General features: G+C 43.3%; 11 protein-coding genes and 1 pseudogene. 6 read left to right on the forward strand and 6 right to left on the reverse strand.

Annotation, left to right across the window (positions count from 1 at the left end; all coding sequences use genetic code 11):
- Positions 1-34: 34 nt before the first annotated feature.
- Positions 35-691 (reverse strand): SDR family NAD(P)-dependent oxidoreductase, encoded by a 657-nt coding sequence (locus tag V7K62_RS13870; protein WP_334864824.1) that lies wholly within the window; start codon positions 689-691, stop codon positions 35-37.
- A 100-nt stretch (positions 692-791) separates the two neighbouring features.
- Complete coding sequence (locus V7K62_RS13875) at positions 792-980, reverse strand: SDR family NAD(P)-dependent oxidoreductase (protein WP_334864825.1); 189 nt, start codon at positions 978-980, stop codon at positions 792-794.
- Positions 981-1,205: 225 nt separating this feature from the next.
- On the opposite strand from V7K62_RS13875, the gene V7K62_RS13880 reads away from it, so the two are divergent.
- Positions 1,206-2,162: an aldo/keto reductase gene (locus V7K62_RS13880; protein WP_334864827.1), complete on the forward strand. Its 957-nt coding sequence runs from the start codon at positions 1,206-1,208 to the stop codon at positions 2,160-2,162.
- A gap of 85 nt (positions 2,163-2,247) precedes the next feature.
- Here the strand turns inward: V7K62_RS13880 and V7K62_RS13885 are convergent, their stop codons facing one another.
- Both V7K62_RS13885 and V7K62_RS13890 read right to left on the reverse strand, forming a co-directional pair.
- The gene (locus V7K62_RS13885) at positions 2,248-2,904 is read right to left on the reverse strand and encodes a class I SAM-dependent methyltransferase (protein ID WP_334864829.1); all 657 of its coding nucleotides are present in this window, start codon (positions 2,902-2,904) and stop codon (positions 2,248-2,250) included.
- A 198-nt stretch (positions 2,905-3,102) separates the two neighbouring features.
- Positions 3,103-3,326 (reverse strand): annotated as a pseudogene (locus V7K62_RS13890) (ABC transporter); the annotation flags it as partial.
- 785 nt (positions 3,327-4,111) lie between these two features.
- On the opposite strand from V7K62_RS13890, the gene V7K62_RS13895 reads away from it, so the two are divergent.
- Both V7K62_RS13895 and ftsH4 read left to right on the forward strand, forming a co-directional pair.
- Complete coding sequence (locus tag V7K62_RS13895; protein WP_334864831.1) at positions 4,112-5,194, forward strand: peptidoglycan-binding domain-containing protein; 1,083 nt, start codon at positions 4,112-4,114, stop codon at positions 5,192-5,194.
- A gap of 565 nt (positions 5,195-5,759) precedes the next feature.
- A complete protein-coding gene (gene ftsH4 / locus V7K62_RS13900) occupies positions 5,760-7,631 on the forward strand; it encodes an ATP-dependent zinc metalloprotease FtsH4 (protein ID WP_334864833.1) in 1,872 nt (623 codons plus the stop codon).
- A gap of 85 nt (positions 7,632-7,716) precedes the next feature.
- Here ftsH4 and moeB read toward each other — a convergent pair whose 3' ends face one another.
- The gene (moeB, locus tag V7K62_RS13905) at positions 7,717-8,889 is read right to left on the reverse strand and encodes a molybdopterin-synthase adenylyltransferase MoeB (RefSeq protein WP_334864835.1); all 1,173 of its coding nucleotides are present in this window, start codon (positions 8,887-8,889) and stop codon (positions 7,717-7,719) included.
- A gap of 141 nt (positions 8,890-9,030) precedes the next feature.
- Positions 9,031-9,516, reverse strand: coding sequence for a M67 family metallopeptidase (locus tag V7K62_RS13910; protein WP_334864837.1), 486 nt, complete (start codon positions 9,514-9,516; stop codon positions 9,031-9,033).
- 176 nt (positions 9,517-9,692) lie between these two features.
- Between V7K62_RS13910 and V7K62_RS13915 the strand changes: the two genes are divergently transcribed.
- The 3 genes from V7K62_RS13915 to V7K62_RS13925 all read left to right on the forward strand — a co-directional run bounded on the left by V7K62_RS13915 (position 9,693) and on the right by V7K62_RS13925 (position 19,009).
- Positions 9,693-12,488, forward strand: coding sequence for a beta strand repeat-containing protein (locus tag V7K62_RS13915; RefSeq protein WP_334864839.1), 2,796 nt, complete (start codon positions 9,693-9,695; stop codon positions 12,486-12,488).
- Between the two features lie 939 nt (positions 12,489-13,427).
- Positions 13,428-17,405, forward strand: coding sequence for a beta strand repeat-containing protein (locus V7K62_RS13920; protein WP_334864841.1), 3,978 nt, complete (start codon positions 13,428-13,430; stop codon positions 17,403-17,405).
- Between the two features lie 416 nt (positions 17,406-17,821).
- Positions 17,822-19,009 carry a hypothetical protein gene (locus V7K62_RS13925; protein ID WP_334864843.1) on the forward strand — a complete coding sequence of 396 codons (1,188 nt, stop codon included), beginning with the start codon at positions 17,822-17,824 and terminating at the stop codon, positions 19,007-19,009.
- The last annotated feature ends 13 nt before the right edge of the window (positions 19,010-19,022 follow it).

The following is a 19,022-nucleotide window of genomic DNA, read 5'->3' on the forward strand; positions in this document are numbered from 1 at the left end:
AGGGGAATAACCCATGCCCAATGCCTTCTACTTTTTACCAAGGAACCACACCATTTTCATCAAAAAACCCTCCGCTAGAACCATCATTAGGTAGAGTAGCGAGTCTCACTACTGCGTAGGCGTAGCCCCCCGTAGGGATCGCTCCCTGCTCAACAGTGCGATACCCTTGGTATTGATTAATGTCAGTTGCGGTAAAACCAGGATCGGCAGCATTGACTTTAATTGGGGTATTTTTAAGTTCGGCAGCCAACAAAACTGTGATTGCATTCACTGCTGTCTTTGATGAGTTATAAGCAAGAAGCTTAAAGTCAGCGAATTCAAAATTTGGATCGGAGTTCTGAGTTAGAGAACCTAAACCACTTGATAAATTCACTATTCGCCCTGCATTTGACTTCTTTAAGAGCGGTAACAGCGTTTTTGTAACTGCAAACACTCCAAATACATTCGTTTCATAAGTGTATCGCAGTGTTTCAATATCAACTTGACTAGGTGGAAGGCGTAGTTTACCGCCGTAGGCATCGCCATCACTTAGTATTCCAGCATTGTTCACAAGGATATCAAGTTTTCCGAATTCGCTCTCGATTTGTTTACCCGCAGAGTCGATTGTTTTTTGGTCGATCACATCAAGTTGAATTGTTCGGGCATCGATCTGGCTAAGAGGGCGTTTGAAAAGTCCTCTTGTTGGTATCAAAAGTTCTAGATCCCTCTAAATCCCCCGATAAATTGGGGGACTTTGATTCCGGTTCCCCCTTTTTTAAGGGGGGTTAGGGGGGATCTAAAAGTGCCTAAAGTCACACCAAAACACTTTTCAAACATCCTCTAAGACGAAGTTTATTCGCCGCTTCTTCACCACGTCCTATATCTCTTGAACCAACAAGAACAGTAGCACCTCTAGAACCTAATTGGCGGGCAATCTCATACCCAATACCTTTGTTTGCACCTGTGATCAGCGCAACTTTGCCTTTTAAATCTTCTGACATATTGCCTCTCTATTTTGATCGACACTGACAACTGTTACTATCTTCGAGCAAGTTTAGTATATAAGTAGTGTGTATCAACACAACATTCAAGATTTAGTAATCCTACACAAGTAGTGATTGGCTATCGTGTTTGCACTAGTAGTAATTCATACTTCAGATAGCGGTTGAGAGAATATTTGCAGCTTAAACTAGCAATTGACTCAAAAATTCTTGCAGAAGGTAGATATGCAAACCAAACAGCTTGGCAATTCGGAGCTTAACATTACCCCAATCGGCTTTGGTGCTTGGGCGATTGGTGGAGGTGGATGGGCTTTTGGTTGGGGTGAGCAAAATGACCAAGAATCGATCGCTGCGATCAATCGCGCTCTTGACCTCGGCGTTAATTGGATTGACACCGCAGCTATTTATGGTCTAGGGCATTCTGAGGAGGTTGTTGCTAAAGCGCTCAAAGGTCGATCTAGTCGCCCTTACATTTTCACGAAATGCTCAATGATTTGGGATGAAAAGGGCGAAATTGGTCGCAGCCTCAAAGCGGATTCTGTGCGGGGGGAGGTTGAAGCTAGTCTGCGCCGACTCGATATTGAAACCATCGACCTCTACCAGATTCACTGGCCCAACCCTGACTCAGACATCGAAGAAGGCTGGACAACTCTGGCCAAGCTGAAGGATGAGGGGAAGGTTCGCTATATCGGAGTTTCCAATTTCAATGTAGAACAGTTGAAACGTATCCAAGAGATTGCACCAGTTACGTCATTGCAACCGCCTTATTCTCTGGTGAAGCGTGATGTCGAAAAGGAAATTCTGCCTTTTTCTCAGGAAAATAATATAGGTGTGATTGTATATTCACCTATGCAATCTGGCTTGCTCACAGGGGCGATTACACCTGAGCGGGTTGCTAATTTCCCAGATGATGATTGGCGCAAAAACAGTAGTGAATTTCAGGAGCCACGTCTATCTCGTAATCTGAAGCTAGTCGAGGTGTTGCAACACATTGGTCAACAACACGATCGCTCATCAGGTGAAGTTGCGATCGCTTGGACTTTAAATAATCCGGCAGTGACTGCGGCGATCGTTGGCTCCCGCAATCCCAAGCAGGTGGAAGGAATCATTGGTGCTGGAGAATTTCGCCTCAATCAGCAGGAACTAAATGATATTGACACTTTCCTGCGCGAAAATCCATAAAATCTCTGATTGAAAACCTCACAAACCCCACGGCTTTAGCCGGGGGGTTATTCATACTTTTATTCAGCAACCGCTAAAAGTTATTTCACTTTGTCGCTACGCCGATAATATGAGGACTAACAATCGGCAATTTTGCATCAAATCGCTCATAATTGATGCTACTAAAACCAGCTTTTCCTAATCCTATCCAAGTTTCTCTATCTGGATGACAACCATCACCGATCACTTTCCAAATCGGAGTAACTGTGTTTTGTACTTGTCGCAATAAACTTCCTTGAGGTGCGGCGACATGTTCAATAAATAGGAAGCGCCCACCTGGTTTAAGTACTCTTAAAATTGCCTGCAATGTATAATCTATATTTGGCACTGAGCATAAAACCAATGTACTAACAACAGTATCTATACTGTTATCTTCTGCATCTAACCACTCAGCATTACCAATGCGGAGGTCGATATTTAAACCCAGTTTTTTTGCTTGTTTTTGGAGAGAGGAATGCCTATGTGGATTTGGCTCGATTCCTATCCAGTGGATATCTTTAGGATAGTAGGGTAAGTTAGGGCCTGTTCCGGGGCCAATTTCTAACACTTTACCTTGAAGATTAGCAAAAAGAGAACGTTTGCGATCGCTGACAATTTTATCGTATTTACTGGTACTTGGAGCGATCACCCAGGCAAAGAAATGTTTACCAAAGTTTGCAAAAATCTGATTTTTTGAATCTCCAATAATTTGGTTTACAGTCATTCTCTACTTCCTAATTTTTGAGCCGATAAATTGGTGTGCAAAACAACCATTTATAGCCTCAAGGTACAATACTTCGTGTTTCTTGTACCTCACCCATTAGACTCACCCGATAGGATGAATTTAATTAACGTATTACGCGTAGCAACTGACCGCAAGATATCACAGAAAGGCCAAAAGGTAGATGCGTCTACATATAGGGCGATAAGCGATCGCTATGGTTATACAATTTTGGGTAATCATAGCCAGAGATTTTTGAATAGCCGCTTCGGTTTCATTATCTAACGCAGAGGTATCCTCATCCAAAATCAAAATTGGCGGATCTTTGACAATAGCAGTATGCGATACCTGCGGTTTTTGCTAGCCTACGCAATTCGCTGTGGCTGACCTCCAGAAAGTTTCTCACCCCGTTCGCCAATAGCTGTTAGAGGTTGTTTGAAAAGTCTAATTTATTACTTGCCTCGGCGATTGGAAATCGCGGCTACACGAGACTTAACCCTTGTTTTGTATTAGTCCACGGAGGTGGACTAAGTTTTGTGTAGTAGCAAATTATATTCGCCCAATACTTTCAAACATCCTCTTATATCAAGTTCGGATAATTAGTTATGCTGACTACAGTCATTGCAGCCCACCCCGCCAAAGCTGTGCTTTGTCTCGCCTCCCCAAAGCATCGGGGAGGGGATTAAGGGGTGGGGTTCTCCGGGTTTAATAAGTAATCAAGCAAACATGATATTAGGGGCAAGTCAAAGAGATTGCTGTTTCCCATTTTAACAAAGTTTGGGGGTTTAATTCCCCAGCAAGACAGGCAGCAGGTTTTGATGCCTAATTAAAATCCCCGTCACAAAACGTAATTGCGAATTGCGAATTGCGAATTGCGAATTGCGAATTGGTTTAAGTATGCCTGCGAAAAGCTAGCATAACTGCGGATGTTATAATCCAAAGTGGGTTTTGCAAAACAGCGTTTATTAGACTTCTTGCATAAATCAAAAATTAAGAACCCCACCCCGCATTTGCCTACGCAAACGCTCCCCTCCCCGCAAGCGGGGAGGGGTTGGGGGTGGGGTGTTTGGGACTTTTGCAAGAGGTCTATTGGACTCCAATCGCTCTCATCAAGTCCGAGATACCAAATTAGCAGCGATCGTAACGAAATTGTACGATGAATAGTGACAGAAAAATTAGCTGAAAACAATTGTTTCATTCAATAAAAACTATGAGCTTTAAACTTCAAGCTTTGGAACTTCCTACTCTCCAAAAAAAATCTGAAGGGCTGATTGTAACTGCTTGGCAGAAATTTCTTTTAGATCGTGACTTCCCCATTGCTGCCGTTGATGGAGATTTTGGGAATATTACAACTCAAGCAACTCGTGAATATCAGGCTAGTAACGCTTTAACAGTAACGGGAATTGTCGATACTGCTACTTATAAAAAAGCGCTAGAGCAAGGTTTTGCAATTTATTTCGCTATTTATACCGATGGCGGAAAAAAATTATTAACCTATCTTAACTTTGGAGAAAATGAGGTCAAAGATTTACAAAAAAGTTTAACAGCGATCGGTCGTTTAAATCCTCCATTAGTAGCTGATGGGGACTTTGGCCTCAACAGTACAAAAGGACTAGCCGAAACTTATAAAATAAGAGACATCAATTTTCGAGCCGAATTAGCTCAACAGCTTTCTAATACAACAAAAACCAAGCTTGGCATTGATTTGGAGTTGGCTTTAGACAACATAACTGAATACGCCAAAAAATTAAGACAACGATTGAGTGGAAAAGCCTGGGTTAATTTTTTCCTAGACAGCGACTTAATTGATGATTTAGCTTCTCCCTTCCGTCAAAAAGTACAAGCTTTTGAGCAAGCCTTAAAAAATGCCGGAGCTAATATCAGTATCGCTTCCGTATTTCGTTCCTCAGAACGGGCTTATTTAATGCACTATTCTTTCCGTATTAGTAATAATGAAATTGCTGCCAAAGATGTTCCACCTATGCCGAATGTAGATATTAATTGGCTACATTACACCACAGCTGCCTCTGTCCAAGCTGCTAAAGAAATGGTGTCTGCTTATAATATTGCTTTTCGACCTGTTCTTACCTCTCGTCATACCCAAAGATTAGCAATTGATTGGGAAATTACTTGGTTAGGAACCTTAAAGATCAAAAACGCTAGTGGAACTATAGTTAGTATTGATCAGCCACGAACGAGTTATGAAAATTCTATTTTATGGCAGATTGGCCGTTCTTACGGTGTGATTAAATTATCTAGCGATCGCCCCCACTGGTCTAATGATGGACATTAATAGATAGGAGGAACCGCAGATATGGAGAAGGCAGTTCCAGAGTTCTAAGTGGAATTATTGAAGAAGAATTCAGAAGTCAGAATTCAGGAGTGGAGCAAGGAAAGCTCTGCCAAGGCTTCAGAATAACTCTTCGTGGGGGATTTCTATTTGCGTCTCCCAATCTCTGCATATTCTTTGAGTACGGTAAACCGTATTTGCTCGTTAGTTCCCAAAGATTAATTAAATTGTTAAGTTTAGTTACATAAATAAATAAAAAAATGCTGCAAACATTACTAGATGGGAGAAATTATGAGAAGCGGTAGTATACTTAACGATCGAGACAAGCTGAAGAACTTGGCGTCACCGTTAGCGAGTCTTCTGCCAAAAGGAGATGCAAGGGCGAACGAGGATCATGAGCGTCACAGCCCGTCATAGACATTGCTCAGATTGGGCGAATATACCAGCATTTTTGACCAGTCTTTAATCAAGTTTCTCAAAGCGTTAAGGGAAAGCAGGGTAAAACCTATGCCCAATGCTCCATACCCAATTTTCAAGTTAGTTTTCATTATCAGGATTGGTAATATCTATGGGAATTAAAGAACAGCCTAAGTCACCTCGGTTTCGGATCGTTGCTAATATATTGCTGGCAGTATCAGGGCTATTCTTGCTCTTAAATTTATTTTTGCCTGGTTTATTTGCTTCTGGCCCTACTGGTGTTCCTTATAGCCTATTTATTCATCAAGTACAGGAAGGGGAAGTCAGCCGTGTTTCCGTTGGTCAAAACCAGATTATCTACCAATTAAAAGCAGAAAATGCCGAGTCGGCTCAAGTGTTTGCAACGACACCAATCTTTGATTTAGAGTTACCCAAACTTCTAGAAGAAAAGGGAGTTGAGTTCGCGGCTACACCGCCACCCAAGAATACTTGGTTTACAACCCTCTTGAGTTGGGTGATTCCACCACTGATTTTTATTGGTATTTGGCAGTTCTTTCTCGCCCGTAGTGGTGGCGGTGGCCCCCAAGGTGCGCTTTCCATTGGTAAGAGCAAAGCTAAGGTTTACGTTGAAGGCGAATCTGCTAAAATCACCTTTGCAGATGTGGCTGGGGTAGAAGAAGCAAAAACTGAGTTAGTGGAAATTGTGGATTTCCTCAAGACTCCGGCACGGTTTACGCAAATTGGCGCTAGGATTCCCAAAGGTGTGCTGTTAGTTGGCCCTCCAGGTACTGGTAAGACACTTTTAGCGAAAGCCGTTGCAGGAGAAGCAGGAGTTCCATTTTTCAGCATCTCTGGTTCGGAGTTTGTAGAATTGTTTGTCGGCGTGGGTTCTTCCAGAGTGCGAGATTTGTTTGAACAGGCCAAAAAACAAGCTCCCTGTATTGTATTCATTGATGAATTGGATGCGATAGGTAAGTCTCGTAGCAGTAATGGCTTCTACGGTGGTAACGATGAGCGAGAACAAACCCTGAATCAATTACTAACTGAGATGGATGGGTTTGCGGCTGGGGATGCAACGGTGATTGTACTAGCAGCTACCAACCGCCCGGAAATACTAGACCCTGCGTTGCTGCGTCCAGGCCGCTTTGACCGCCAAGTGTTGGTAGACCGTCCCGATTTATCTGATCGTGAAGCAATTCTCAAGATTCACGCTCAAAAGGTAAAATTAGGAGATGATGTAAATTTAAAAGCGATCGCTACTCGTACCCCTGGTTTTGCTGGCGCAGATTTGGCAAATTTGGTGAACGAAGCCGCATTACTGGCAGCTCGCAATCTGCGTCAAAGCGTTGCTCAAGAAGACTTTGCCGAAGCAATTGAGCGGGTAGTTGCCGGTTTAGAGAAAAAGAGTCGGGTGATGAACGAGACTGAGAAAAAAATTGTTGCATACCATGAAGTTGGTCACGCAATGGTGGGGGCGCTGACAACAGGAAACGGTCGTGTAGAAAAGATTTCGATTATTCCTCGTGGGATGGCAGCTTTAGGCTACACTCTGCAATTACCAACTGAAGACCGCTTTTTGATGAATGAAGCAGAATTGCGGGGTCAGATTGCGACTCTGTTAGGTGGACGTTCCGCCGAAGAGGTGGTGTTTAACAGTATTACAACAGGTGCTTCCAACGATTTGCAACGAGCAACTGACTTGGCAGAACGGATGGTAACAGCTTATGGCATGAGTAAAGTCTTAGGGCCATTGGCTTATCAACAAGGACAACAAGCGATGTTCTTGGGTAATGGTGCTAGCAATCCCCGGCGGGCGGTAAGTGAAGAGACATCCAAAGCGATTGATAGCGAAGTCAAGGAAATCGTGGAAACAGCCCACGAACAAGCCCTAGAGATTCTCAGACAGAACCGAGACTTGCTAGAAGCGATCGCTACTCAACTCTTAGAAACAGAGGTCATTGAAGGCGAAAAACTGCACAGTTTGTTGAGTCAAGTGAAACCTGTAGCTAAGACTAATTCGTAATTCAAAAAGTCAGGTTTTAAACGCAGAGGTACGCAGAGAATAACTTTGCGTACCTCTGCGCTTTCCTCTCCTACCTAAAGCGCTTTTAATACTCTGGAACTGAGGGATCGATTTCTCGACTCCAAGCGGTAATTCCGCCTTTGACGTTCGTCCCGACAATCCCAGCTTCCTTGAGAATGGCGAGGGCTTTTGCCGATCGCCCGCCTAACTTACAATGAGCAATTAAGCGGTGGCCGTTTAATATTTCCTTCACCTTAGCAACGCCATTCCCATTTTCAATGTCTGGTAAGGGCACCAACACTGAACCCGGAATCTTGGCAATTTCGTACTCATTCGGGTTGCGGACATCCAGCAGTACAAAATCCTTCGCACCGCTATCCAACAACTCTTTCAAATCTTTGACGGTCATTTCTTGACTTTCCATCTGCTGTTTTGCCTCCTCTGCCTTAGCTTGTGGAATTCCGCAGAATTGTTCGTAGTCTATCAGCTTTTCAATCACTGGGCGAATCGGGTTCGGACGCAGCTTTAACTCCCGAAATTTCATATCCAAGGCGTTATATAGCAGCAATCGCCCGCTGAGAGTGTTGCCTTGTCCCAGAATGATTTTAACAGTTTCGGTTGCCTGGATTAAACCAATAATTCCTGGCAAAATTCCCAATACGCCACCTTCTGCACAAGAGGGAACCATTCCTGGTGGTGGTGGTTCTGGAAAAAGGTCACGATAATTCGGGCCACCTTCGTAATTAAATACACTAGCTTGCCCTTCAAAGCGTAAAATTGAACCGTAGACGTTTGGCTTATTCAGCAATACGCAGGCGTCGTTAACTAGATATCTGGTGGGGAAGTTATCAGTACCATCCACTACGATATCGTAAGGTTGAATAAGCTCCAGGGCGTTTTCAGAACTCAGACGAGTTTCGTATAAATCAACTTGACAATAGGGGTTAATTTCGTGAATGCGGTTTTTTGCCGATTCAATCTTGGGTTTACCCACCCAGGATGTACCGTGAATTACTTGGCGTTGCAGATTAGAAGTATCGACAACATCAAAATCGACAATCCCGATGCGTCCAACACCCGCCGCCGCCAAATATAAAAGTAGTGGTGAACCTAATCCACCTGTACCGATACACATTACACTAGCGGCTTTCAGGCGCTTCTGTCCTTCTAGTCCTACTTCCGGTAAAATCAGGTGTCGGGAGTAGCGTTCGTAATCGTCTTTGGTCAACTGGATTTCGTCCAGATTGGGATTTAGCATAGCAGTTATGATGTGGGAAAGCGGAATATTAATCCTATCGAAAAACTGGATCTTATATAGAGATAGGAGTGGGAAAGACGAATTTTCATCTGTGATAGCGGCGAAAACCGCTATCAGTGACTGTCTTTAAGCTTAAGTCAGTTATTTTATATTTTCAATTTTCTCTGTTTGAAACTGATGAGTCTCATCAAGGCTCCAACTTTTGAGTTCTCCAGCTTTGCCATTTTGGACAGAAACTATTATATACGAGTATCCCTGCCAAGCGTATAGGCGATCGCATTCTGAGGGTATAGCAGGATGATCTGGATGGGAGTGAAAAATCCCGATAATGTTCAATGAGCGAGCCTCGCTACCGCGACGAGCTTCGCTAACGCGTGCTTCCCTTTGTGTTTTTAACATAACTTCGGGTGCGATCGCATATTGCCGTCTTTTACTTTCTGCTGTGCGTTCTCCTGAAAACTCAGCCGCCGCTTCTGTATTCCAAGCATTCTCTGTTGGTATGACTTCCACCACAGTTTTGCCCTCATTAGTCAGATAGCCCAAAATTATACCACAGCACTCATCTGGGTAGGTGCTTTCGGCATGGCTGCGGATGGTTTGCAAGTGTTCTTCGCTAAGTTGGATCATGTCTGCGTTTGTAATTCTAGCAATTTCTAACAATTCAGCATTCAACAAGGAAAATATCTATTTTGTATCACTCCTTCAAACATTTTTTTTACTGCTTTCTTATTACCTATAAACTAAAAGAATATGAAGAATACACAAAGCCCAGTAGTTGTATCAGTTTAGGCAAGTAGAAAGTTATGGCAAATATCATTGGAACCAAACCTAATGACGTTCTCAATGGCACAACCAGTAATGACATTATAATTAACGGTTTAGCAAGCGACGACACCTTGATTGGTGGCGGCGGCAAGGATAAATTTCTTTACAACTTCAACAACATATACAAATCATTCGGCACTGATATCATCACTGATTTTGGTGGCATAGGTAAAGGCATAAATCCCTCGGCAGCAGTCATTGCCGAAGTGGACACCCTAAAATTTGAGGGCGATGCCTTCACTGTCCAAAATCTGCTGCTGAACCAGAACGGCAGTAATCTGGAAATCACCTTTCAAGGGTCGGTTGCTAACAAAGTCATCCTGCAAAATTTTGCCCTGGAAAACCTGGATAACCTCAACAAATCTACAGGAGCCACTGTAAACTTGGGTAATATCCTGTTTAATGGGCAAACTAGCACCACAGACAGCTTTGATGTCTTCAATGCCAACTCCACCCAAAGCACTATCTTTAACAAGAACACTGTCACCTTCCTTAACGACCTCTCCAACAATGTTAACGGCTTTGACAACTCAGATGATGTCATCAATGGTCAGGGGGGTAATGACAAAATCGACGGCTTGAGTGGGAACGACATCCTGAGAGGTGGTGCAGGGAATAACACCCTCGAAGGTGGTGCTGGTAACGATACTTTAAATGTCGATCTTTCAGAAGGCGATAACTTGCTCTCTGGAGGCGATGGCAATGATTCTCTCTTTGCCTCTGGCTACAGGGAAGACGTAACCTATTACTATGAAGGAACTTACTACGGAGAAGCACGCTATTATAGTGCGTTTGGCAATAACACCCTCAACGGTGGCACTGGTGACGATTACTTAAATATTGATCTTTCAGAAGGTGATAACTTGCTCTCTGGGGGTGATGGCAATGATACTCTCTCTGCTTCTACCACGCGGGGCAATAACACCCTCAACGGTGGCGCTGGTGACGATTACTTAAATATTGATATTCCAGAAGGCGGTAATTTGGGGCTTTCAGAAGGTGATAACTTGCTCTCTGGGGGCGATGGCAATGATACTCTCTCTGCTTCTAGCACGCGGGGCAATAACACCCTCAACGGTGGTAATGGGAATGATACCATCTATCATAATTTTGATAACGTTGGGGGTAATGAGATCCTAACTGGTGGCAGCGGCAAAGATAAATTTGTTTACAAGTTCACTTACTACCGAGGCAGTAATCCCGTTACCATCACCGATTTTACTGCCATTGGTAAAGGCTCAAACCCATCAGCGGCAGTGATTGCCGAATTGGATACCTTGCAATTTACAGGATTTGAGGGATTTGAGAGATTAACTCCAAAAAATCTGCTATTAACTCAAAATGGTAACAACTTAGAAATCACCTTTGACGGCGGAGGTGGCGCCAAAGTCATCCTGCAAAACCTTACCCTGGAAAACCTAGACAATTTAGCCCAGGTAGGCAATATCGTATTTGATGGGCAAACTACCACCACAGATAGCTTTGATGTCTTCGATGCCAACTCCACCCAAAGCACCATCTTCAACAAGAACACAGTCACCTTCCTTAACGACCTCGAAAACAATGTCAACGGCTTTGACAACTCAGATGATGTCATCAATGGTCAGAGGGGTGATGACATCATTGACGGCTTGAGTGGCAACGACTTGCTCAGGGGTGGTGCGGGCAATGATACTCTCATTGGTGGCACTGGTAACGATCTTCTGTTGGATAATTTCGATTCAACAGGGGAAAATCTACTCTTTGGGGACGATGGCAATGATTCTCTTGACATCTCTGGCTCGTTTGACGGAAGCGAATACGGCGGATCATACTTCTATGGCTATGCCTCTGGCAATAACACTCTCAACGGTGGCGCTGGTGACGATACATTGTCTGCTCAGTATTCAACAGGCGATAACCTGCTCTCTGGGGGCGATGGCAATGATTTGCTCTTTGCCTCTAAGGAGACCACGTCTGGCAATAATACCCTCAACGGTGGCACTGGTGACGATACTTTAAATGTTGATGATTCAAAAGGCGATAATCTGCTCTCTGGTGACAATGGCAATGATTATCTTTCTGCCTCTGGCTTTGTCTACAATCTCTATCAGCCCAACTATATCACGTCTGGCAATAACACACTCAACGGTGGCACTGGTGACGATACTTTAAATGTTGACGATTCAACAGGCGATAATTTACTCTTTGGGGGGGATGGCAATGATACTCTCACAGCCTCTGCCTTCTTACTTGAGCAATACAGAGTCTCTACAATTTCTGGCAATAACACCCTCAATGGTGGCGCTGGTGTTGATACCTTGATTGTTGATTATTCATCAGGTGCTAATCTCTTGGATGGAGGAGATGACAATGATACTCTCACAGCCTCTAGCGCCTCTGGTAATAATACCCTTTATGGTGGTAATGGCAATGATTACCTCACAGGTGGCAAAGGTAATGATAGCCTCTATGGAGGAAATGGTACTGACACCTTTGCTTTCAATAGTTACAACGAAGGCATTGATACTATTTATGACTTCAACGCGACTAATGAATTGATTCAGGTCTCGACTGCTGGTTTTGGTGGCAGGTTATCAACACCTTCACTTAAGACAAGCCAGTTTACAATCGGAACATCTGCAACGACGATCGCTCAACGATTTATCTATGACAATATTACAGGTGGACTGTATTTTGACCTTGATGGTAGTGGTGGTGCATATACTCAGGTAAAATTTGCACAACTATCAGGTGGATTGTCACTAACCAAAAACAATTTTGTGATTGTTTAATCTTAATTAGCTTTCTTCTGTCACTCAGTGGCACGGAAATAGGAGGTTCTATTTTAAGCACCTCCCATTAGATTGTTCAGTACAATTACTGTTAGTAGAGAGTAGATATTACGTTTGGTTCCTCAACTTTCGGCATGAGTGCAGTCTGTTCGTGTCTGCGTTGTTAATTTTGCTCATCTATAACGATTCTTGCACAGATATAAGACATTGGCCGGCGTAGGCTAGCAAAAACCGCAGGCATCGCAGCTTTCAGAAAATATGTATTTTGTATCACTCCTTCAAACATTTTTTTACTGCTTTCTTATTACCTATAAACTAAAAGAATATGAAGAATACACAAAGTTTAGTATTTGTATATACATTTTTAGGCAAATAATGTGAAGAATATGCAAAGATGAGTATTTATATATAGACATCTAAGTAAGATATTCACTATGTAGTTATTTTGAGGATATTGAAACATTCTCTATTTTCAAGTTACACACCCACGGAGAATAGTCCACAAGGGGGGCATCAAAATCTCTTTCCCGATCAAGACTCAACTGTTGACTATTTTCTCTTCTAGTTAGGACTTAAGCGCTGGCAAAAAATCAAATAGTAAGGGTATGTTTTAGAACACTGAAACTGAGTTTTTCGCTCATTTATACTTAGGGAATGATGCTTAAAAAAGCCTGAAATCACCAATTATCCTAAATGAACATACTCATTAATTTGTACAGTGCTTAAGACTTAGATAGTTTGAAGATAGTTAGAGAAGTGATAGTTACAAGCCTTTTGATCGGATGAATTTTCAATAAATTTGCCGCTCCTCAAAGTTGACATATAAAGTATGCCGAAAATGTCAAATTTCAGTGGATTTTTGTGCATGGGAATCATACAAACAACAGACAGATTGAGAACTGAAGTTACTAAAAAAATCGATTGAGATAGGTAAAAGTTATGGCAAATATCATTGGAACCAACGGTAACGATACCCTAGTGGGCAGTAGCAACGACACCTTAACTGGTAGAGGCGGCAAGGATGAATTTGTTTACGACTCCGACAACACTGACAACGGCACTATTATCATCACCGATTTTGGTGGTATGGGTAAAGGCGTAAATCCCTCGGCAGCAGTCATTACCGAAGTGGATACCATCAAGTTTAAAGGCTTCAGCTTAACTGCCCAAAATCTGCTGCTGACTGAGAATAGCAACAATCTGGAAATCAGCTTTGAAGGGGAGTTTGGTAATGCCAAAGTCATTTTGCAAAACTTTGCTCTGGAAAACGTGGAAAACCTCAGCAAATCGACTGGAGCTACTGGAGACTTGGGCAATATTCTGTTTGATGGGCAAAATAGCACTACAGACAGCTTTGATGTCTTCAATGCCAACTCCACCCAAAGCACTATCTTCAACAAGAACACAGTCACCTTTCTTAACGACCTTTCCAATAACGTTAGTGGCTTTGACAACTCAGATGATGTCATCAATGGTCAGGGGGGTGATGACAAAATCGATGGCAAAAGTGGCAACGACCTTTTGAGGGGTGGTAGGGGGAATAATACTCTCATTGGTGGTGTGGGAAATGATATCTTGAATGTTGAATTTTCAACAGGCGATAACATCCTCAACGGTGACATTGGTGACGATACCTTGGATGCTGGAGCTTCAAAAGGCAATAACTTACTCTCTGGGGGCGATGGTAATGATTCTCTTTACGCCTCTAAGATTTCTCTGACTTTTCCTCCTAACTATGTGGGATACGCCAATTTTACCTCCTCAGGCAATAACACCCTCAACGGTGGTGCTGGTGACGATACTTTGAATGCTGAGTCTCCATCAGGCAATAACTTACTCTCTGGGGACGATGGCAATGATTCTCTCTCCAGTTCTGGCATCGATGAGTATAGAGAGTATACTTCTAGCTCTTCAGGCAATAACACCCTCAACGGTGGCACTGGTGACGATACCTTGAGGGCTGAGTTTTCAACAGGCAATAACTTACTCTCTGGGGGCGATGGCAATGATTCTCTCTCCATCTCTGCGTCTTTCTTAAAGGGCGGTGACGGGGGTTATTTGTCCTCTTCAGGCAATAACACCCTCAACGGTGGCGCTGGTGACGATACTTTGAGTGCTGAACATTCAACAGGCAATAACTTATTATCTGGGGGCGATGGCAATGATTCCTTCAATCTAAGCCCCACATTCGCAAATACTGCTTTAGTGACTCAAACGATAGATGGAGGTAAGGGTGACGATTTATTGTCCGTCAATTACAGCGATGCTACAGGGGGGATCGCTTCAACTTTCAATGCCACTACTAACATTAGCTCAATTACGGCAGGCACGTATCGGGTTAACTACAGCAATATCGAGCGATTCAATATCTCAGGTACAGCTTACGATGACAACATTGTGGGCAACAGTGGGAACGATACGCTCACCACGGGCGTTGGTGGCAATGATACGATCGATGGGGGGACAGGTGATGATTTGTTGTCTGTCAATTACAGCAATACTACAGGGGGGATCGCTTCAACTTTCAATGCCACTACTAACATTAGCTCGATTACGGCGGGCACGTATCGGGTTAGCTACAAGAATATCGAACGATTCAATATCTCAGGTACAGCCTATGATGACAACATTGTGGGCAACAGTGGGAACGATACACTCTCCGGGGGCACAAGTGGCAATGATACGATCGATGGGGGGACAGGTGATGATTTGTTGGTGTACTATTTTTCTAATTATACAGCGGGTATCACAACGACATTCAATGCTACTACTAACATTGGTTTGATTACGGCGGGCACGAATCGGGTTAGTTACAAGAATATCGAACGATTCAATATCTCAGGTACAACCTACAATGACTTGATTGTGGGGAACAGTGAGAACGATACACTTGACGGGGGCAACGGTGGCAATGATACGATTATTGGCGGTGCAGGTAATGATATCCTGACAGGTGGGCAGGGTAACGACACCCTAACTGGTGACGCCGGCAATGATAAATTTGTTTACATGGGCGACAGCTACTTTGACACCGGCACTGATACAATCACCGATTTCGGTGGCATTGGGAAAGGCTCAAATCCCTCAGCAACCGTGATTGCCTCCTTAGACACCTTGCAATTTACAGGTAGTGTCTTAACTGCTCAAAATCTGCAATTAACTCAAAATGGTAACAACTTAGAACTTACCTTTGAAGATTTATCTAATACCAAAGTCATTCTCCAAAACTTCAAATTAGAAAACCTGGATAATCTGTCAGCAACTTCTTCACGACCAGCTATTGGCAATATCCTGTTTGATGGACAAACCAGCATCACCGACAGTTTTGATGTGTTTGATGCTAATTCTACTCAAACTAGGCTGTTCAACAGGAACACTGTTACCTTCCTCAATGACCTCGACAACAACATTACGGGTTTTGACAACTCCAATGATGTTATCAATGGTCAGGGAGGTGACGACATCATCGACGGCTTGAGTGGTAATGACATGCTCAGAGGTGGTGCAGGAAATGATATTCTCATTGGTGGTGTGGGAAATGATACTCTCATTGGCGGTGTGGGAAATAATACCTTTGACGGAGGTGCAGGTGACGATCGCTTGAATGCTGGCGGTTCAACAGGCAATAATACCCTAGACGGTGGTACTGGTAACGATCGCTTGAATGCTGGCGGTTCAACAGGCGATAACCTGCTCTCTGGGGGCGATGGCAATGATTCTCTTGACATCTCTGGCTACGTCAACTACTCCCCCTACTCCCCCCGCCAAGACTCTGGCTCATTAGGCAATAACACCCTCAATGGAGGTGCAGGTGACGATAGCTTGAGTGCTAACGGTTCAAAAGGTGATAACCTGCTCTCTGGGGGCGATGGCAATGATTCTCTTGACATCTCTGGCGGCTACTACAGCGACTTCTACACCGATTCTCGCTCATTAGGCAATAATACCCTCAATGGAGGTACAGGTAATGATCGCTTGAGTGCTGGCGGTTCAAAAGGCGATAACCTGCTCTCTGGGGGCGATGGCAATGATTCTCTTGACATCTCTGGCGACTACGAATCCTACTCTGATTACAACGAAAACCGCGACAACCGCTCTTTAGGCAATAACACCCTAGAAGGTGGTACTGGTGACGATACATTGAGTGCTGGCGGTTCAACAAGCGATAACCTGCTCTCTGGAGGTGATGGTAATGATTATCTTAACATCTCTGGCTACTCCTACTCCTCCTACACCGACTCTCGCTCATTAGGCAATAACACCCTCAATGGAGGTGCAGGTAACGATACATTGAGTGCTGGCGGTTCAAAAGACGATAACCTGCTCTCTGGGGGCGATGGTAATGATTATCTTGACATCTCTGGCTACTACAACTCCGAATACTCCTCCGACTATCGCTCATTAGGCAATAACACCCTCAACGGTGGCGCTGGGAACGATCGCTTGAATGCTAGCGGTTCAACAGGTGATAATCTTCTCTCTGGGGGCGATGGTAATGATACTCTTACAGCCTCTGGTGGCTCTGGTAAGAATATCCTCAAAGGTGGTAGTGGCAATGACTACCTCACAGGTGGCAATGGCAATGATAACCTCTATGGAGGATCGGGTACTGATACCTTTGCTTTTAATAGTTACAATCAAGGCATTGATCAACTTTATGACTTCAACGCGACTAATGAACTGATTCAGATATCGGCGGCTGGTTTTGGTGGCGGGTTATCAATAGGTTCGCTGAAGACAAGTCAGCTTACCTTTGGAGGATCTGCGACGACAAGCAATCAACGATTTATCTATGACAATATTACAGGTGCGCTGTATTTTGACCAAGATGGCAGTGCAGGTACGTTTACTCAGGTAAAATTTGCACAACTATCTGGTGGTGTGACACTAACTGAAAATAACTTTGTGGTTGTTTAATCGTAATTAGCGTTCTCAGATCGTTAAACGGCAAGGGTTGTGAGGTGCTTTTGTAAGTACCTCGCATTCGATTTATCAATGCAATGAATGTAGAAATTATAACTAATTATCCGAACTTGATATTATTGGCTAAATCTGATTATGTCTGCGTTGGTAATTTTGATCGCCTATAGCGGATCTTGCACAGATATAACATATTAGACCTCTTGCATAAATCAATAAATTTGAACCCCACCCCGCCAAAGCTACGCTTTGTCTCCCCTCCCGAAGAGCGGGGAGGGGTTGGGAGTGGGGTGTTACGGACTTTTGCAAGAGGTCTATTGCCCAGGCGTAGGCTAGCAAAAACCGCAGGTATCGCAACTCATTAGCCTTAAAGTAGTAACAACAACTTATTGTGGAATTGCGATCGCGAGACGATGAATGCTCTAATCAATTTACTGCTTTTTTTGCTGCCGATTCTGAGTAGCCTGTGGATTGCCCAAACTTTCAACCCTTTATCTTCTTATCAGCCTCTCCAAGCTGTAGACGGGGCAGCTTTATATAAAAAACAATTAACGAATGGTAACGAAGCGTATTTACAAGTTATCGATCTGGGCAAAATGCACATAGACCAAATTATCGGAGAGGTAGATAATATGGGTCTAAATGAAGGTAAGTATTATAAAGGAGAAGGTGGACATTACAGCCCCTTTTTCCAAAATAAGTTGTTTTCGGAAGTTACAGAAGAATATAAAAAACTTTACGGAAACAACGTTTTTTCGATGATTAATTGTTCTTTTTTTGAGCAATATCAATCTAGTACTCAATTATCCTTTCCAATTAAACTCAATGGTGTAGTCATCACTGGCGGCACTAGCCCTTATGGCCCAATCAAGCAACCAAAAGATAAATATTATAGTAATATTCGCCTCAAGACCTTAGTCTGGGATAATAAACAGGCATACATTACCGATTATAACCAAGCTAGTGGTGCGCCTCTTAACCAAAAAGTAGTCAAGAATGCAATCGTCACTTACCGATATAGCGATCATCCGGCAAAAGTCTTAGCCCAAAACCAAGCGAATAAGTATCAAGTCATCGGTACTCTGAACAAGGATGCTGTCGAGTTGTTGTTGATCATGACGGTGAACCAAGCAACTCTGGATGAAGCAGCCGATTTATTACGTAAATTAGGAGTCAAAGGCGATATCATTACCGTTGACGGCGGCAGATCAACTTATTTGTTCAATTCCCAAAAGGGAAACATTATTGTTCCCCAACTGTCTAATCTGCAAGAAAATCCTACTTTCCGACACCTACCTCATTATCTGGGATTTCGTAAGAAAAGCAAAAATCAGGTTGCGCCAAAAATCTTGATCAGTCAGCCAGTTGGTAAAGTGCTTCCAAAAAAGGATCAACCTTATTTAATATTGTGGCGGGATAATTTTGATGGCGATGTCTCGATTAAGTTGTACGATGGAAACAAACTTATCCAAAACATTTCTTCCCGTACTGCTAGCGATGGAGTTTATGAGTGGACACCACGGATTTCCGTAAAAGAAGGCTATTTTATTCGTATTTCTAGCTGGAAAGAGCGGAACATTTTCGGGCAGTTGCAATTGTAGCAGAATGGGAAAA

It is taken from the genome of Nostoc sp. (genome assembly GCF_036917935.1).
Classification (GTDB): Bacteria; Cyanobacteriota; Cyanobacteriia; order Cyanobacteriales; family Nostocaceae; genus Nostoc.

What these genes read in the sequence shown, in the direction of transcription:
- V7K62_RS13925 (WP_334864843.1), top strand. Translation starts at nt 17,822, where the DNA reads ATGAATGCTCTAATCAATTTACTGCTTTTTTTGCTGCCGATTCTGAGT.
- V7K62_RS13895 (WP_334864831.1), top strand. Translation starts at nt 4,112, where the DNA reads ATGAGCTTTAAACTTCAAGCTTTGGAACTTCCTACTCTCCAAAAAAAA.
- V7K62_RS13920 (WP_334864841.1), top strand. Translation starts at nt 13,428, where the DNA reads ATGGCAAATATCATTGGAACCAACGGTAACGATACCCTAGTGGGCAGT.
- V7K62_RS13880 (WP_334864827.1), top strand. Translation starts at nt 1,206, where the DNA reads ATGCAAACCAAACAGCTTGGCAATTCGGAGCTTAACATTACCCCAATC.
- ftsH4 (WP_334864833.1), top strand. Translation starts at nt 5,760, where the DNA reads ATGGGAATTAAAGAACAGCCTAAGTCACCTCGGTTTCGGATCGTTGCT.
- V7K62_RS13885 (WP_334864829.1), bottom strand. Translation starts at nt 2,904, where the DNA reads ATGACTGTAAACCAAATTATTGGAGATTCAAAAAATCAGATTTTTGCA.
- moeB (WP_334864835.1), bottom strand. Translation starts at nt 8,889, where the DNA reads ATGCTAAATCCCAATCTGGACGAAATCCAGTTGACCAAAGACGATTAC.
- V7K62_RS13875 (WP_334864825.1), bottom strand. Translation starts at nt 980, where the DNA reads ATGTCAGAAGATTTAAAAGGCAAAGTTGCGCTGATCACAGGTGCAAAC.
- V7K62_RS13915 (WP_334864839.1), top strand. Translation starts at nt 9,693, where the DNA reads ATGGCAAATATCATTGGAACCAAACCTAATGACGTTCTCAATGGCACA.
- V7K62_RS13910 (WP_334864837.1), bottom strand. Translation starts at nt 9,516, where the DNA reads ATGATCCAACTTAGCGAAGAACACTTGCAAACCATCCGCAGCCATGCC.